The organism is Algorimicrobium algoritergicola (genome assembly GCF_008086165.1).
GTDB classification, from domain to species: domain Bacteria; phylum Bacteroidota; class Bacteroidia; order Flavobacteriales; family Flavobacteriaceae; genus Algorimicrobium; species Algorimicrobium algoritergicola.
Genome location: NZ_VSKL01000002.1, coordinates 143,347 through 160,111, shown reverse-complemented (window position 1 = coordinate 160,111; position 16,765 = coordinate 143,347). Strand labels below are relative to the sequence as shown.

Sequence of the window (16,765 nt, the reverse complement as noted above, 5' to 3'; positions counted from 1 at the left end):
CTGTTTAACACTCGGAATAAAAGAGAAAAATATAATTTATTCAACAACATATTTATAAACTAGAAAATGAAAAACATAGCAGTTATAGGATACGGAGTCATTGGAAAAAGAGTGGCGGATGCCATTAATCTACAAGACGATATGAAACTTTCCGGCGTGTGTGATGTTATTAGCGATTGGCGCATTCAAAACGCAGTAAGAAAGGAATATGATATCTACGCAGCCACTCAAGAAGCAAAAGACAAAATGAAGGCCGAAGGTATTTCAGTAAAAGGAAATATGCAGGAACTTTTAGAAAAATCAGATCTTGTTGTGGATTGTACCCCTAAAAAAATTGCAGCTCAAAATGTCGCGATTTATAAAGAATTAAACATCAAATTTATTTTGCACGGAGGCGAAAAGCACGAAACTACAGGTCATTCCTTCAGTGCCGAAAATAATTACAAATCAGCCATAAATATAGATGCCACAAGAGTGGTTTCCTGCAACACCACCTCTATTTTAAGAACCTTAACGGCTTTAAAAAGAGCAGACTTATTGGATTATGCCAGAGGCACCCTTTTAAGAAGAGCTACAGATCCTTGGGAAAGCCATCTCGGCGGAATAATGAACACGATGCTTCCAGAAAGAGATATTCCAAGTCATCAAGGCCCGGATGCTAAAAGCGTGGATCCCGATTTAGATGTCATCACTGTCGCAGTGAAAGTTCCAGAAACTTTGAGCCATATGCACTACTGGAACGTGAAATTGAAAAAACAAGCCTCAAAAGAAGAAGTGTTGAATGCTTTTAGAACATCCAGTCGTATCAAATTAATTCAATATGATCAAGGTTTAGTTTCAAACAACACCATCAAGGAAATGTTTTTAGATATGGGCAGACCTTGGGGTGATATGTATGAAGTAGCCCTTTGGGAAGATATGCTGAAGGTAGTGGGAGATGAACTTTTTTACGCCTACGTAGTCGATAACCAAGCCATTGTAATCCCCGAAACCATTGATGCAATCAGGGCATTAACTGGAATTGAAACAGATGGAGCAAAATCCATCGCCAAAACAAATGAAAGTTTAGGAATCAATTAAAACTTTATTAAGATGAAAACGAGCGAAAATATTACAGAACTTTTAGGAGAAAAAGCAGACTTCTATTTAGACCACGTTTGTGAAAAAATAACAAAGGACGAATTACAAACACCAAGCAAAAACAGTCTCGATAAAGTATTTACCAATAGTAACAGAAATCCGCAAGTACTGCGAAGTCTTGCCCAATTATATAACCACGGAAATCTTGGTGGCACAGGCTACTTGAGCATCCTTCCTGTAGACCAAGGCATTGAGCATAGCGCAGCTTATTCATTCTATAAAAATCCTGACTATTTTGATCCAGAGAATATTATAAAATTGGCAATGGAAGCAGGTTGCAACGGAGTGGCTTCAACCTTTGGCGTATTGGGATTGAACGCCCGAAAATACGCCCATAAAATCCCTTTTATCGTGAAAATCAACCATAATGAGCTGCTTACCTATCCCAACAAGTATGACCAAACCTTATTTGGAAAAGTAAAAAATGCTTGGGATATGGGAGCTGTTGCCGTCGGCGCTACCATCTATTTTGGTTCCGAGGAAAGTAATAGACAACTTATAGAAATAGCTGAAGCTTTTGAAGAGGCCCATAATTTGGGTATGGCAACCATTTTATGGTGCTATACCCGAAACGAAGCTTTCAAAACTGAAAAAGACGATTATCATGCTGCTGCCGATGTAACTGGACAAGCCAATCACTTGGGCGTTACCATTCAAGCAGATATTATCAAGCAAAAATTACCAACCAATAATTTTGGATTCAAAGAAATAGGTTTTGGTAAATATGATGATGAAATGTATAAAGCCCTTACCACAGACCATCCCATTGACCTATGTAGGTTACAAGTAGCGAATTGTTATATGGGTAAAATAGGATTGATTAATTCCGGTGGCGGATCTAAAGGAGAGTCTGATTTGATTGAAGCAGTTACCACAGCAGTAATAAATAAAAGAGCTGGAGGCTCTGGGTTGATTATGGGAAGAAAAGCATTCCAAAAGCCCTTTGCCCAAGGGGTTAACTTAATCAATGCTGCCCAAAATGTTTATCTGGACGATAAAATCAGTATTGCATAAAAAGAAAAAGAAATGTTTGACACAGAAGTAAAATCACTTAAATCACTTAATGAATACCTGAAAAAACTGGTAGAAAGTCGCCTATGGCTTAAGGTTATCATCGCCTTGTTTCTGGGTGTTGGATTTGGGTTGCTGTTAAGTCCACAAAATGGATGGATTAGCACAGAAACCGCAGATGTGGCGGGAAATTGGCTGGCATTGCCGGGAGTGCTCTTTCTGAAATTGGTACAGATGATTATGATTCCATTAATTGTGGCTTCCATCATTACGGGAATCGCCAGCAATGATAAGGAAAGTTTAAAAAAATTAGGTGGTGGTGTTTTATTATATTTCCTTGGCACTACCATATTTTCGGTAAGTCTCGGTGTTATATTATCACAAATTTTTAGACCAGGCCGTTTTCTGCATCAACAAGCCGCAACGGAACACAATGAAATAACAGCTGTTACAACTGATGGTCCCGAGCTTTCTTTTGGACTTGACACTATCCCCGATACCATATCAAATTTGCTTCCAGACAACCCTTTGGCATCTATGGTAAGTGGCGAAATGTTGAGCATTGTGATTTTCACAATCATTATTGGTGTAGCAGTGCTATCACTTGAAGAAGCATTGTTGCGACCAGTAAAATTGGTTTTAAGTGCCATTCAGGAAGTCTGTATGACCGTGGTGAAATGGTCTATGTTGTTAGTTCCTGTTGCTGTTTTTGGGCTTATGGCACAGCTTACCTCTAGTGTTGGTTTAAGCTCATTGTCCGGTCTAGCATACTACGTTGGAGTCGTGCTTCTTGGGCTTTTATTATTGGTAATTTTCTATTCAGGCTTACTTGTACTTTTTGGAAAAACAAACCCGTTTCATTTCCTAAAAAAAATAAGGGATGTTCAATTATTGGCTTTTTCAACCACAAGTTCTGCCGCCGTGATGCCTTTATCACTTCAAACAGCTGAAGAAGAACTAAAAGTGGACAAGGCCATTAGCAATTTTATCATCCCCATTGGTGTAACTGTCAATATGGATGGAACTGCACTATATCAAACCATTACAACTCTTTTTATTGCCCAAGCTTACGGACTGGAAATGAGTTTACTCAATATTATAGTAATCATTGTAACCATTGTCGCTGCATCCATTGGTACCCCAGCCATTCCTGGTGGTGGTGTGGTTATACTCGCTTCTGTTTTGGGAAGTGTCGGAATACCAGCCGAAGGCATCATCATCATAATTGGTGTAGAAAGATTGTTAGGAATGTTCAGGTCTGCCGTTAACGTAACTGGTGATTTGACTGCCTGTATGGTTTTTAATAGATTTTATAAAAAAACTTCAGGACTAACTACAGATAAAACAACTATTAATTTGAGTTCGAAACAATGATATTACTACTCATATCCATAGTGTTCATTTTTCCAGTTGTTGCTATAGCAAGCTATCAGCATTACAAAATTGGTAAGCAACCAGCTTATGATGCCAACAAAACGTTTTTGAATTATGAAGTAGTAGGTTCTGGAGAGAACAAACTTGTTTTGTTGCACGGATTAACAGGCTCTTTAAACTATTGGAAACGTGAATTAGAAACCATTACAAAAACACATTCGTTACTTTTAATAGACCTTCTCGGCTTTGGAGACTCCCCTAAACCTAAAAGCAATTACACGCTTTCTATTCAATTAGCCGCTGTTGCGTTAATTCTCAACAAAGAAGGGTTTAACAATGGAAAAACTAGTATTGCTGGACATTCTATGGGCGCCATAATTTCATTGGCATTATTGGAAAAACAGCCAAATTGGTTCAAATTAGGAGTTTTTATTAGCATACCTGTTTATAAGGATGCAGATGAATTTAAGAAAGTTATGTCCACACAATCCTTTGTAGATAGAATTTCATCAAGTAAATTCTCAAAATACATTTGTATGATTCATCCCATATTTATGTCACGTGCATTCAAGCCCGATAACCTAACGGATGATGTTTATGAAGATGCAAAAAAGCATCATTGGATGAGTTATTATTATTCGCTCACTGAGGTCATCTTAAAAACAGATCTATACTCTCTTGCAAAGAGAATCAAAGACAAAGAAGTACTGTTCATTCATGGTGAAAAAGACACTACCGCACCTTTAGAAAATGCCTTAGAATTATCAAAGGAATTTAAAAACGCACAACTGATAACTTCATCTGAAGGAGACCATCAATTCTTTCTTAAAGAAGCAGAATTTGTTTGGAGCACAATTCAAGATTTTACTATTTCGGAAAAAAAGCTACAAAAAACCATATCTAATGAGTACGAATAAAATTAAACATATAGGCGTATTTACATCTGGAGGTGATAGCCCTGGGATGAACGCTACACTGTACGCCATTGCGAAAACTGCTGAAGCAAATGGCATAAAAATAAGTGGTTTTCGAAAAGGGTATGAAGGATTGATAGATGGTGATTTGATAACATTAAAATCTCACGAACTAAAAAAAATAACCCAAAAAGGTGGTACCATTCTAAAAACAGCACGGAGCAAACGTTTTATGGAATTGGAAGGCCGTAAAAAAGCATTGCAAACTTTAAAAGCAAATAACATAGTCGCTTTAATTGCTATTGGTGGCGATGGCACTTTCAAAGGTCTATTGGCTTTTTCAGAAATATGCGATATCCCATTCATAGGTATTCCGGGGACAATCGACAATGATATTTCAGGAACTGATTACACCCTTGGTTTTGATTCCGCAGTAAATACAGCCATTGAAAATATTGACAAAATAAAGGACACTGCCGAATCTCACAACCGCGTATTTATTGTGGAAGTAATGGGCAGGGATTCTGGCTATATCGCAATTCATTCGGGATTAATGGTAGGTGCAGATGCCATCCTAATTCCAGAAAGCGGGAAAGACTTTATATACCTATTGGATAAGATTAAAAATTACGATAGCGAAGATGCTTTCCTTGTCGTGGTTTCTGAAGGTGATGAACTAGGTGCTGAACTTGTTTCCTCAAAAATAAAGGAAGTTAATCCCAATGTCGATTTACGAATTACAAAACTCGGCCACGTGCAGCGAGGCGGAAATCCTTCTGCTTTAGATAGAATGTTGGGAATTAGACTTGGAGTGGCCGCTGTAAACGCAATTTCACAAGGTAAAAAGAACGCAATGGTTGGAATTTTAAATAATCAATTGCATCTAACCCCTTTTAAAGAGGTGGACAAGCAACATCAGGTAAATACTGAATTATACGAACTTTTAGAACTATTTGGAAAGTAGAAAAAACAAATACTGTTAGTAATACTTAAAATTATAAAATTATGGATCGAGTAAAAAATAAAGTAGCCATTGTCACAGGAGGTGCCTCTGGATTAGGAAAATCAAGTGCTATTTTATTGGCACGCGAAGGAGCAAAAATAGTAATAACAGATTTGGATGAAGAAAACGGAAATAAAGTAGTCCAACAAATCAAGAACGATGGCGGTGAAGCCATATTTATAAAACAAGATGTATCCAAAGAAGATCAATGGAAAATGGTCATTGATAGGACACTCAAAACGTATGAAAAACTCAATATCCTGGCTAATGCTGCTGGTATAGCAATCGGTAAAAACGTGGAAGATATCACGCTTGCAGACTGGAAAAGACTTTTAAGTATCAATCTGGACGGCAGCTTCCTTGGTACCCAATACGCTATTAAAGCTATGAAGGAGACTGGAGAGGGTGGGTCAATCATCAACTTTTCTTCCATTGAAGGTCTTATTGGCGACCCCAATTTACCCGCCTATAATGCCAGCAAAGGCGGTGTAACCATATTTACCAAATCCGCAGCACTTCATTGTGCGAAACAGGGTTACAAAATTCGGGTCAATTCCATTCACCCGGCCTATATATGGACACCAATGGTAGAAAACCTCCTTAAAGCCCAAGGTAATTTAGAGGAAGGGAAAAAGTATTTGGAAAGTTTGCATCCAGTCGGACATTTGGGAGAACCAGATGACATAGGTTATGGTGTCGTATATCTAGCTTCGGATGAATCAAAATTTATAACCGGTTCCGGATTGGTAATCGATGGTGGTTATACCGCACAATAATGAACAAATAAAATATAAAAATTATGAAAAACATACTCGTACCCACAGATTTCTCTGAAAACTGTACCAAAGCTGCCCATTTTGCAATTAAAATGGCGAAATCATACAAAGCAGAAATACACTTTCTACATCAAATGACAACACCTGTGGATTGGGTGAAGCTGGATAAACTCAAAGAAAAGCGCTATCCTGAAACCGTAAAGCAAATTGGTATTGCTAAAGCTAAATTACGTGAACTGGAAAGAATGGCAGAACACGAAATGTTGAAATGCCGAACCTTTCTTCAGTTCGATTCAGGACAAAAAGACATTTTAGAGCATTCTGGTCATTTTCATCACGACTTCATCATTACAGGAAGTAGTGGCACTAAAGGCCGTGTGAGGGAAATAACAGGTAGTAATGTTGAGAAAATTGTACGAAAGGCGAATGCACCGATTATCGTGATCAAGGAAGAGGAAGTAACTTTTCCTTTTAAGAATATTTTATTTGTCTCTTCTTTTGAAGAAGATGTAAGTCATCCGTTTCAAGCTGTGCTTTCCATAGCTGAAAAATGCGATGCTAAAATTCATTTGTTACGCATAAATACAGAAACAGATTTTAATAACATCAATGCTGGATTAAACCCTGTCAAACAATTCCTTGAAAAGTTTCCCGCCTTAAAAAACTTTTCTATGAACGTTCACAATGAATCTTCAGTAGAAGAAGGTATCAATACATTTCTAAAACATCAACCCGCAGATTTGATTGCAATGAGTACTAGCGGAAAGACAGGATTTTTGAGCTTATTTTCAAAAAGTATTGCCGAGGGTGTAACTAATCATTCAGAACTACCTGTGATGACCATTCATATTAAAAAATGAAAAATCCAATCAACATAGTGAAATATTCTGGCGACGTGGTTCCTTTTGATGTGGATAAACTTAACAATTCCTTAAGACGTGCAAAAGCAAGTGAAGAATTGATTCAGCAAATTGTTAAGCAAGTTGAAAACAAAATATATGACGGTATTACCACTAAAAAAATCTACCAGATGGCATTTAAAATACTTAAAGGCAAATCACGTGTAAGTGCCTCAAAGTATAAGCTCAAAAAAGCATTGATGGAATTAGGTCCTTCTGGTTTTCCTTTTGAAAAGTTAGTAGGCAAACTATTGGCACACGAAGGATTTTCAACACAGGTTGGTGTGATTGTTCAAGGTGATTGCGTTCAGCACGAAATAGATGTGATAGCGCAAAAAGATAACCAACATTATATGATTGAATGTAAATACCATAGTGACCAAGGAAGGACTTGTAATGTAAAAATTCCGCTCTATATCCAGTCTAGATTTTTGGATGTAAAAGCAAAATGGGAACATCAAAAAGGGCACGAAACTAAACTTCATAAGGGAGGTGTATATACCAATACACGATTTACCACCGATGCTGTGCAATATGGTAAATGCGTGGGATTATTATTGACGAGTTGGGATTACCCGATGGGAAACGGTTTAAAAGACAGAATAGACAAGTTGGGACTACACCCTTTAACGGCATTGACTACCCTGACCAAAGCCGAAAAAACGAAGTTATTGGACACAGGCATTGTGCTCTGCAAAGAGCTTCACAAAAAACCTGCGTTATTGGAACAGATAGGAATTGATAAAAAAAGACACAAAAAGATTTTAGAAGATTCAGAAGCACTATGTAAAAGCACTTGAGAATTAATAATATAAAAGTTCAACAATCTTAAAAACAAAAATTATGAAAACAGATGAACTGCAAAAACGGAACAGCATAGATTTAGAGCCATTTTACCAAGCATTGGAAGATGATTCAAAACTACTTGAAGAAGCCCTTGAAATATTATTGGGGATGGTAAACTTTGAACCTAAATCCGTAAAGAAATTGGCGCTTCTTATCAAAGAGGATTCCCGCAATCTATATAATGAAATAGCGGAATTGAGCAAATCAAACCAAGATAAAGGAAACACACCTTCCTGCTGTGGTGGAAACTAAATAAATACTATAAAGATGAAAAACAATAAAATAAACATCCACTTTTTAGGAGCGGCAGGTACAGTTACAGGCTCAAAATATTTAGTGGACACAGGAGAAAAAAAAATATTGATAGACTGCGGACTTTTTCAAGGGTTAAAAGAATTACGACTCAAAAACTGGGAATATCCACCCGTGGAAGTTTCAGAAATTGATATGGTATTGCTTACTCACGGCCATTTAGACCATACTGGCTATCTACCGCGATTAGTCAAGCAAGGGTTCAAAGGACCCATTTATGGCACCAATCCCACTTTGGATATTGCTAAAATCATTCTGAATGATAGTGCAAAAATTCAAGAACAAGAAGCCGAACGTGCCAATAAGGAAGGGTATTCCAAACACAGTCCCGCTGAACCATTGTACGATTTAAAAGATGCTGAAAAAACCGTTCCACATTTTAAGAACGTCCCCCAATCACAATGGATTCCGCTATTTGATGGAATCAGAGCGCGTTTCCAATACAACGGACATATCCTTGGTGCAACATTCATCGAGTTGGATGTACACGGAAAGCGTTTCGTCTTTTCAGGAGATATTGGAAGAACCAATGATTTATTGCTTTATCCACCTCTGAAACCCAAAAAAGCGGATGTTCTTTTCATTGAATCCACTTATGGAGGAAGATTTCATCCTGACGAAGCGGAAGCACTTCCGCAGATTGAAAAATTGGTCAACGAAACCATTAATAGAGGCGGAAGCCTATTTGTCCCAAGCTTTTCAGTAGAACGTGCCCAACTGATGATGCTTATTTTTTGGAAGTTACTGAAGGAAAAGAAAATCCCAAAAGTACAAATGATAATGGACAGCCCAATGGGAGCTAGTGTATTGGAATTGTTTCATCGTACAAGGGATTGGCACAGATTGGAAGACAATGAATGTGATGAAATGTGTTCACATTTCACGGTTGTAAGCAGTTATCGGGAAACTATGGAGTTACGAACAGACGACAAACCAAAAATTGTGATTGCTGGAAGTGGAATGCTTACAGGTGGAAGAATGCTCAACTATCTCGAAACCCAAGCGCAAAACCCAAATAACACCTTGCTTTTTGTAGGCTATCAAGCTGAAGGCACTCGTGGCAGAAAATTATTGGAAGGCGAAAAAGAATTAAAAGTGTATGGAAAAACGGTATCCTTTCAAATGGAAGTAGCCGAAATTCAAGGCCTCTCGGCACACGCAGACCACGCTGAATTAATTGATTGGATGAGCAAAATAAAAAATAAGCCAGCGCGAATTTTTATTGTGCACGGAGAAAAAGAAAGTGCGGAAGCCCTTCAAAAAGGAATAAAGGAAACCTATGGATGGAATGCTGAAATCCCGCAGCTATACAGTATCGAAAATGTATAACTCTTAAATCAAATAAAATGGAAACGAAAAGAGCAATCAACAAATGGCATGTGATAACCGGTGGTCCGAGCACTGGAAAAACTACCGTGATAAATATGTTGGCTGAAAGAGGTTACAAAACAACCATTGAACACGCACGGCATTATATAGACACTATGCGTATTGAAGGACAAACGGTAGAAGAAATAAGGAACAATAAAAGGCAATTTCAATTAGGAGTTCTGGATATGCAAATAGAACAAGAAGCCGCAATCCAGCCTCAAGACTTGGTTTTCTTGGATAGGGCGATTCCAGATGCTATGGCCTACTATCAATTTTTAATGCTTGATTATGATGAGAAACTGCTCAATGCCGTTAAAAATACATCATATAAAAAAATTTTCATTTTAGACCGACTGCCATTCACCAAAGACTATGCAAGAACCGAAGACGAAGAAGATCAAAAGATAATACATCAATTAATAATAGATGTGTACACCGTTTTAGGGTTTCCGATAGTTACTGTTCCTGTTTTGCCACCAACGGAGCGTGTAGAATTTATTTTAAACAATATATAATAGCAATGACAATCTATTTGTATGTAATCTCTAACCACAATAGTTTCAAATAATGAAGAAAACTCTTGATACTTTCAATCAACAAAACCATAAAACATCCACTAAACTTATGATGACACAGGTTCTATTGTTCTATTTTATTTTGGGCTGTACAAGTATAATAGCACAAACTGAAATGCTCATTGGGCAGATTTCAGACAGAGTTGTCATTCGGGAGAATTTTGATGAAGAAGGTGCTTTTCTCAACAAGCAAACTTTTGATGCTGGTGAAATAATAGAGAAAAATGGATATTTCGAAATAGAGGTAATCACAGAATTATATGACAAAGACAAAAAATCCACCGATAAATATACAACTACCTATCGCTGTAAACCAAATGAGGCGAGTGTGATGGTAATGGCATTTCCATTTTCAAACCCAAAATCAAAGGAAACCGAAATCAATACCACATCCGCAAATTTTAAAGAGCTGTATGATTTAAATAACCTTGAAGATATAGAACTGGAAATGAGTTTTGATTCGGGCTTATTGAATTTTTTTGGTTCAAAAAGCACGATAAAAATTTACGACCGAAAATTGAATAGTAACAAAAACAATATTAAATCAAAAGTCAATATCAAGGCCTATGCGTGGGGAATTCGCATCAAGCAACTCAACTATATCGTTAACGAGAAATTAAATGCAAACGGCTTATTGACCTTTCAGAAATTTACAGAAGAAGATAAAAGTTATTTTACAATAACCTATAAATAGAAACAAATGAAAAATTACGATACATTATCAGAAGCCATAAACGATTTACAGGTAAACGAATATCCCTATGATTTCAACTTAACGCCAGAATGTCTGGAATGTGCTTCCTTGAAAATTGAGATTCGACCAGAAGATTTTAAAGTAGATACAATCTATCGCTTTGAAGGAATGAGCAGTACCGGTGATAATAGCATTTTATATGCAATATCTTCTAAAGAAGGCATTAAAGGTCTTTTGGTAGATGCCTATGGCGTATATGCCGAAAATATTTCAGAAGCAATGCGGAAAAAATTACGATAACACTTAAACAATACTATAATGGAAAATAACGAAAATCACAATCACGACAAAATGGACCACTCTAAAATGGATCATTCAAAGATGAAACACAAAAAAGAAGACCACTCAAAAATGGATCATTCCAAAATGAAAAAGGGTGATGGAGACCATTCTGGTCATAATCCGGGTCACGGGAAAATGGGTCACGACCATCATAAAATGATGATAGCAGACTTTAGAAAACGATTCTGGGTAACGCTAGTCCTAACCATCCCTATCTTGTTCTTCTCGCCAATGATTCAAGATTTTTTTGGATATGAGTTCTTACTTCCTGGTAATCCTTATATACTGTTTGCGGTTTCTACCATTGTATATTTCTATGGTGGTTGGCCTTTTCTTAAGGGTTTCGTTTCCGAAGTAAAGAATGGTGCGCCAGGGATGATGACACTTATATCTATGGCAATAAGTGTCGCCTATTTCTATAGTTCTGCAACCGTTTTTGGTTTAGAAGGTGTGGATTTCTTTTGGGAACTGGCAACGCTAATCGCAATTATGCTTGTAGGGCATTGGATTGAGATGAAAAGTGTCCTAGGAGCATCGAAAGCTCTACAACTTTTAGTAAGTATGATGCCTGCGGAAGCACATCGCGTTAAAGGTGATACTATTGAAGATATCGCACTTGAAGATTTATTAAAAGATGATGTGATATTGGTAAAACCCGGAGAGAAAGTACCAGCTGACGGTATTATAGTAGAAGGTTCAAGCTATTTGAACGAATCGATGCTCACGGGAGAATCAAAGCCTGTAAAAAAAGATGAAAAAGACAAGGTCATTGGTGGTTCTGTAAATGGTAATAGCACCTTAAAAGTAAAAGTTGAACATACAGGAAAAGACAGTTATCTCAACAAGGTTATCACTATGGTTGAGGAAGCCCAGAAGACCAAATCTAAAATGCAGAACCTTTCCGATAGAGCAGCAAAATGGCTGACTTATATAGCTTTGGCGATTGGTTTTGGTACGTTGGCAGTTTGGTTGATTTTAGGCTTTCCATTTGTCTATGCTTTAGAAAGAATGGTTACCGTTATGGTTATTGCTTGTCCACACGCTTTAGGTCTAGCCATACCTTTGGTAGTTGCAATCTCTACATCAGTATCTGCACAGAACGGATTGTTGATTCGTAACAGGACTGCTTTTGAAGAATCACGTAAAATTTCAGTATTGCTTTTTGATAAAACAGGAACCCTAACCAAAGGGGATTTTGGTGTAACACGCATAAAATCTGTTAATGAAGCGTATGCAACCGAAGAAATTTTAAGACTGTCCAGCGCTTTGGAACAGAGTTCGGAACATCCTATTGCAGTAGGTATTATTAAGAGAGTTAAAGAAGACAATATTTCCATCCCAAAACCCGAAAACTTTAATGCAATTACGGGTAAAGGCGTAGAGGCAAATGTAGAAGGCAAACAAGTAAAAGTGGTTAGTCCTGGTTATTTAAGGGATGAAAAAATTACTATTCCTGAAGATGCGTATAGTGATGCTGCTGAAACTGTTGTATTCATATTAATTGATGGACAGCTAGCAGGATACATTGCCCTTGCTGATGAAATAAGACCCGAATCTGCCGAAGCTATTAAAATATTTAAAAAGAATAATATTAAAGTGTTGATGGCTACTGGCGATAATGAACAAACAGCTAAAGCAGTTAGCGATAAGCTTGGTTTAGATGGTTATTATGCTGAAGTTCTGCCGCATCAAAAAGTGGAAATAGTTGAAAAGTTACAAAATGAAGGAGAATTTGTAGCTATGACAGGTGATGGTGTAAACGATGCACCGGCACTTGCCAAAGCGAATGTTGGAATTGCTGTTGGTTCGGGCACCGATGTGGCTGCTGAAACAGCTGACATCATATTAGTGAATAGCAACCCTCAAGATATTGCCAACTTAATATTATTTGGAAAGGCTACCTACAATAAAATGATTCAGAATCTAATCTGGGCTACAGGATATAATGTAATAGCTATTCCACTAGCAGCTGGTGTATTATATTCATCAGGCTTTGTTTTAGGCCCAGCAGTAGGAGCTGTATTAATGAGTTTAAGCACCATTATTGTGGCTATTAATGCACAATTATTAAAGCGAAAAATAGGTAAAAAATAAATGGAAAGAAAAGAAAAACTCAACAGGATATTTTTAATCCTGTTGAGTTTATTTGTAGTAATGTTAGGGTATGGTATTTTACTACCAACCCTACCCTACTACACCGAAAGACTAGCCTTAAAAGACAATCTCGATACCAATCTAATCAACTTCCATATTGGATTGCTCACCAGCATATATCCACTTTTTCAATTACTTTTTGTAGTGGTTTGGGGAAAGCTTTCCGATAAATACGGGCGCAAACCTATTATCATTTGTGGCCTGCTTGGTTTTGTAATTATGCAAGTACTTACGGGTCTGGCAACCTCTTTAACCATGCTATATATCGCAAGAATTTTTGGAGGCATTTTTACATCCTCCGTAATTCCTGTTAGCAATGCTTATTTAAGCGACATAACTTCAAATAAACAGAGAACAAAAATAATGGCCTGGTCTGGTGTTGCCATTAGTTCTGGGGTTATTTTCGGCCCTGTCATTGGTGGCTTTCTGTCTCAAACTAACATTCATATTAAATTTTCCATAGGCCTACTGCATTTAGACAGATTTTCAGTGCCCTTTTTGTTTGCTGCCCTTTTAGGATTGATTGTCTTATTCGTTATAATGAAATGGCTAAAGAACACAGTTCGAGTTCATAAGACTGTTACACAAAAAATGTCCTTGCGCTTCACATTTAGCAACTATTTTATTATGCTATTAACCTTGTCGTTTGTGCTACAATTTGTTGTGACGTTATTTGAAACCGTGTTTTCAATTTACGGGAAAGATGAATTGGAATTTAACAGCAATCAAGTCGCTATTGGCTTTATGCTATGCGGTTCTGTCATGGCTGTTTTACAGCCCATTTTTGCAAATTATGGTGAGAAAATTTTATCCTCAAAAAAACAAATTGCTTTAGGTTTACTAATATCTGGTTTATCCTTAATAGCATTTCCTGTTTTCAAAAATGAATTTTTAGTCTATGTATTAATCAGTGTATTCGCAGCAGGTGCTGCTATGGTCACGCCAAACTTATTATCAGCAGTCTCATTAACATCTAAAGAAAATACAGGCAGAAATATATCCATACAAAGTTCTACAAATAGTATGGGGCAAATTTTAGGACCCGTTCTCGGAACCTGGCTACTTGCAGGTGGTTTTTATTATCCTTTTATCGTTTCAGGAACAATAGTATTAATGACTATTGCATTGGTTTATATGCTGAAACGGTACAATAAGGATAGCAACTCTAATTAATTCAATCAAGCAGGCAACATCATAAAAACACCCTTAACTAAATTAATAACTAATACACATACCATCCCACTACCCTTTTTAATAATTTAAGGAAGAGAAAATAGTGCACAATAGCACCATAACAGCAACAAATACAAGTTCAAGATCAAATAGTAATCAATTGAAGAATCAATAAAACAAGAGACAACAAAGATTCGGCAGTATAATTAAATGTTGCCGAATCTTTGCTTTTTTTACATGTATAAAAACACATATAAAATCATAACAAATACACGACATATCGAAGAGCTTAAAAAGACATTTTCAAATATTGGTTATGTAAAGGTTAGCGACATCATTACTTTTTACAGGCAGTTTGATAAAGACATGAAACGTGCAACAGTAGATTAGAGAATACACGACCTGGTAAATAAAGGATTGCTGCACAGACACCTTATAGAATTAGTTTATAAAAAACCAAATCTATCAATACCTCTTCCATTATAACCAATAACAATTATATTAGTACAGATATAAAAGTTGTCCAACGTGATAGAAATTCTTTTATATATTGTGATCCTAAAACAACCATATTAATTTATTAACATCTATCAATTAATATGTTAAAAAGTTTAAATATAAATATCACAAAAATTAACGAACTTGTAGTTTATAAATTAATATCTACAAAAATTAAAAACTATGGGAATTAAACCAGGACCAAAAAGAATTGCAGATTCTACGGGAAAACCAGACAGACGTCAACGAGATAATAAGCAAACTCCTAAAAATACACCATCCTTAAAACCTCATAAACATAAGAAAGGCGACTAATTAAAATATATTCAAAATACCTAGGAATCTTTTTATTAACGACGGACTTAAAAGTAAAGCTGAATTAAAGAAATGTGATGAATTTTTTTTGTTTGATTTCATAAATACACCAAACTTCAACTTATTCAATTTCCCAATTTAAACGACAAAAAAATTATCCTTCAACTTTAAATGTATCATCCAAAGAAATTAACTTTTCCCGCATAAGCGTATTATCATCAAATACCCGAGAGATATTATATAGATTCTCAAAATATTTCGATTCATTTTTGTAATAGGTGGCTTCAATATGCTTCACATTATCATGTTGAAATATGGTTCTTAACAAGGCCTTATCACATAATCCGCTAGAGTGTCCAATTAATTGGACGTATATGTTATCTGATTCTTCTAGAAGTCCTAGAACCTCTTTATATTTATTAGTCCGAAGATACTGGAAGGTTTTAAAATTCTTTAATAAGTTATTTTCCAAAAGTAATTCTAACTCGTGATAACCTTTAGAATTTTCATCACCATAACCAAAGATAATCGGGTTTTCAAAATCATTTAAATCGCCATGAATATGAATAGGCAATATAGAAAGGTTCTCATCCATTGTCTCCTCTTTTAAACGCTTTAAATAGGCAATTAAAATTTTTGAAGTATAATTAAAAGTAACAAAATACGTTTTCTCAAAATGGAAACCTTTAGTTTCATGTTTAAGCAAATCATACACTGAATGGGAATTAGGAATGTCATAACCATCTACAATACCAGTTTTATCTTCAACTTCTGTTTTTAAATATTCACCAATAAGTTCTTTAAGGTGGTCAAATTCTGAATTTATTAAGGTTATATCTTTTGGAGAATTTTTATACTCATAAAGCAACTTAAAATAATGCGCCTCCAAATCAGACCAATATCCCAAACGGTCATTATCTCGAATTAAAGAACCAAAAAAGATAGAATTTTTATTAGGGTTTACTGCCAATTTAAATTTATTAGTATCTTTAATAGGTTTAACGCCAAGCCATTCATCATCATTTCCATTCTTGTGTATCATACCAATAAAACCTCCAGAATCCCTGTATTCTCGGCCTTTAATGACTTTTTTTAATCTGGAATTATCAATCTTCTCATAACGAGCAACACGATTAACTAAATAATTCATAAAATCACAATACCCGGTTGGAAGTCCATGTGCTTTATCAAATCCATTTCCAATCAATACAATTCTATTCACTGCTTTTACCATAAATTTCTAATTCAAAATAATCTTTTAACCCAAGACATCTACACCTATTCAAAATTACCCCATTAAAGTTAACTCCTACAAAAACCTCCCTTATAGTTTTCAACATGGAAGTCAACATTATTAAACAAAAACCA

General features: G+C 36.1%; 17 protein-coding genes. 16 read left to right on the top strand and 1 reads right to left on the bottom strand.

Annotated features, from left to right (window positions below):
- The first annotated feature begins 66 nt into the window (after window positions 1-66).
- From ES675_RS06685 to ES675_RS16680, 16 genes are all read left to right on the top strand, one after another.
- Window positions 67-1,080 (top strand): type II glyceraldehyde-3-phosphate dehydrogenase, encoded by a 1,014-nt coding sequence (locus ES675_RS06685; protein WP_066249790.1) that lies wholly within the window; start codon window positions 67-69, stop codon window positions 1,078-1,080.
- Window positions 1,081-1,092: 12 nt separating this feature from the next.
- The gene (locus ES675_RS06680) at window positions 1,093-2,154 is read left to right on the top strand and encodes a class I fructose-bisphosphate aldolase (RefSeq protein WP_066249786.1); all 1,062 of its coding nucleotides are present in this window, start codon (window positions 1,093-1,095) and stop codon (window positions 2,152-2,154) included.
- Window positions 2,155-2,166: 12 nt separating this feature from the next.
- Window positions 2,167-3,525: a dicarboxylate/amino acid:cation symporter gene (locus tag ES675_RS06675; RefSeq protein ID WP_066249784.1), complete on the top strand. Its 1,359-nt coding sequence runs from the start codon at window positions 2,167-2,169 to the stop codon at window positions 3,523-3,525.
- On the top strand, window positions 3,522-4,442 hold the full coding sequence (locus tag ES675_RS06670; RefSeq protein WP_066249781.1) for an alpha/beta fold hydrolase: 921 nt from the start codon (window positions 3,522-3,524) through the stop codon (window positions 4,440-4,442). Before ES675_RS06675 ends, ES675_RS06670 begins: the two co-directional genes overlap by 4 nt.
- On the top strand, window positions 4,429-5,403 hold the full coding sequence (locus tag ES675_RS06665) for an ATP-dependent 6-phosphofructokinase (protein WP_066249777.1): 975 nt from the start codon (window positions 4,429-4,431) through the stop codon (window positions 5,401-5,403). Before ES675_RS06670 ends, ES675_RS06665 begins: the two co-directional genes overlap by 14 nt.
- 41 nt (window positions 5,404-5,444) lie before the next feature.
- On the top strand, window positions 5,445-6,218 hold the full coding sequence (locus ES675_RS06660; RefSeq protein WP_066249771.1) for an SDR family oxidoreductase: 774 nt from the start codon (window positions 5,445-5,447) through the stop codon (window positions 6,216-6,218).
- A gap of 23 nt (window positions 6,219-6,241) precedes the next feature.
- Window positions 6,242-7,078, top strand: coding sequence for a universal stress protein (locus ES675_RS06655; RefSeq protein WP_066249768.1), 837 nt, complete (start codon window positions 6,242-6,244; stop codon window positions 7,076-7,078).
- The gene (locus ES675_RS06650; RefSeq protein WP_066249764.1) at window positions 7,075-7,917 is read left to right on the top strand and encodes an ATP cone domain-containing protein; all 843 of its coding nucleotides are present in this window, start codon (window positions 7,075-7,077) and stop codon (window positions 7,915-7,917) included. Before ES675_RS06655 ends, ES675_RS06650 begins: the two co-directional genes overlap by 4 nt.
- A 43-nt stretch (window positions 7,918-7,960) precedes the next feature.
- Window positions 7,961-8,215 (top strand): hypothetical protein, encoded by a 255-nt coding sequence (locus ES675_RS06645; RefSeq protein ID WP_026754855.1) that lies wholly within the window; start codon window positions 7,961-7,963, stop codon window positions 8,213-8,215.
- A gap of 15 nt (window positions 8,216-8,230) precedes the next feature.
- On the top strand, window positions 8,231-9,604 hold the full coding sequence (locus tag ES675_RS06640) for an MBL fold metallo-hydrolase RNA specificity domain-containing protein (RefSeq protein ID WP_066249761.1): 1,374 nt from the start codon (window positions 8,231-8,233) through the stop codon (window positions 9,602-9,604).
- Between the two features lie 17 nt (window positions 9,605-9,621).
- Entirely contained in the window at window positions 9,622-10,161 is a 540-nt protein-coding gene (locus ES675_RS06635) for an AAA family ATPase (RefSeq protein WP_066249758.1), read from the top strand.
- A 175-nt stretch (window positions 10,162-10,336) separates the two neighbouring features.
- Window positions 10,337-10,915 (top strand): hypothetical protein, encoded by a 579-nt coding sequence (locus ES675_RS06630; protein ID WP_231931269.1) that lies wholly within the window; start codon window positions 10,337-10,339, stop codon window positions 10,913-10,915.
- A gap of 6 nt (window positions 10,916-10,921) precedes the next feature.
- Window positions 10,922-11,215: a phosphoribosylpyrophosphate synthetase gene (locus ES675_RS06625; protein WP_066249755.1), complete on the top strand. Its 294-nt coding sequence runs from the start codon at window positions 10,922-10,924 to the stop codon at window positions 11,213-11,215.
- Window positions 11,216-11,233: 18 nt separating this feature from the next.
- Window positions 11,234-13,351, top strand: coding sequence for a copper-translocating P-type ATPase (locus ES675_RS06620; protein ID WP_066249749.1), 2,118 nt, complete (start codon window positions 11,234-11,236; stop codon window positions 13,349-13,351).
- Window positions 13,352-14,584 (top strand): MFS transporter, encoded by a 1,233-nt coding sequence (locus tag ES675_RS06615; protein WP_066249745.1) that lies wholly within the window; start codon window positions 13,352-13,354, stop codon window positions 14,582-14,584.
- Between the two features lie 681 nt (window positions 14,585-15,265).
- Window positions 15,266-15,397, top strand: coding sequence for a hypothetical protein (locus tag ES675_RS16680; protein WP_255365490.1), 132 nt, complete (start codon window positions 15,266-15,268; stop codon window positions 15,395-15,397).
- A gap of 154 nt (window positions 15,398-15,551) precedes the next feature.
- Here the strand turns inward: ES675_RS16680 and ES675_RS06610 are convergent, their stop codons facing one another.
- Window positions 15,552-16,631: an AbiH family protein gene (locus ES675_RS06610; protein ID WP_082985880.1), complete on the bottom strand. Its 1,080-nt coding sequence runs from the start codon at window positions 16,629-16,631 to the stop codon at window positions 15,552-15,554.
- Window positions 16,632-16,765: the final 134 nt, after the last annotated feature.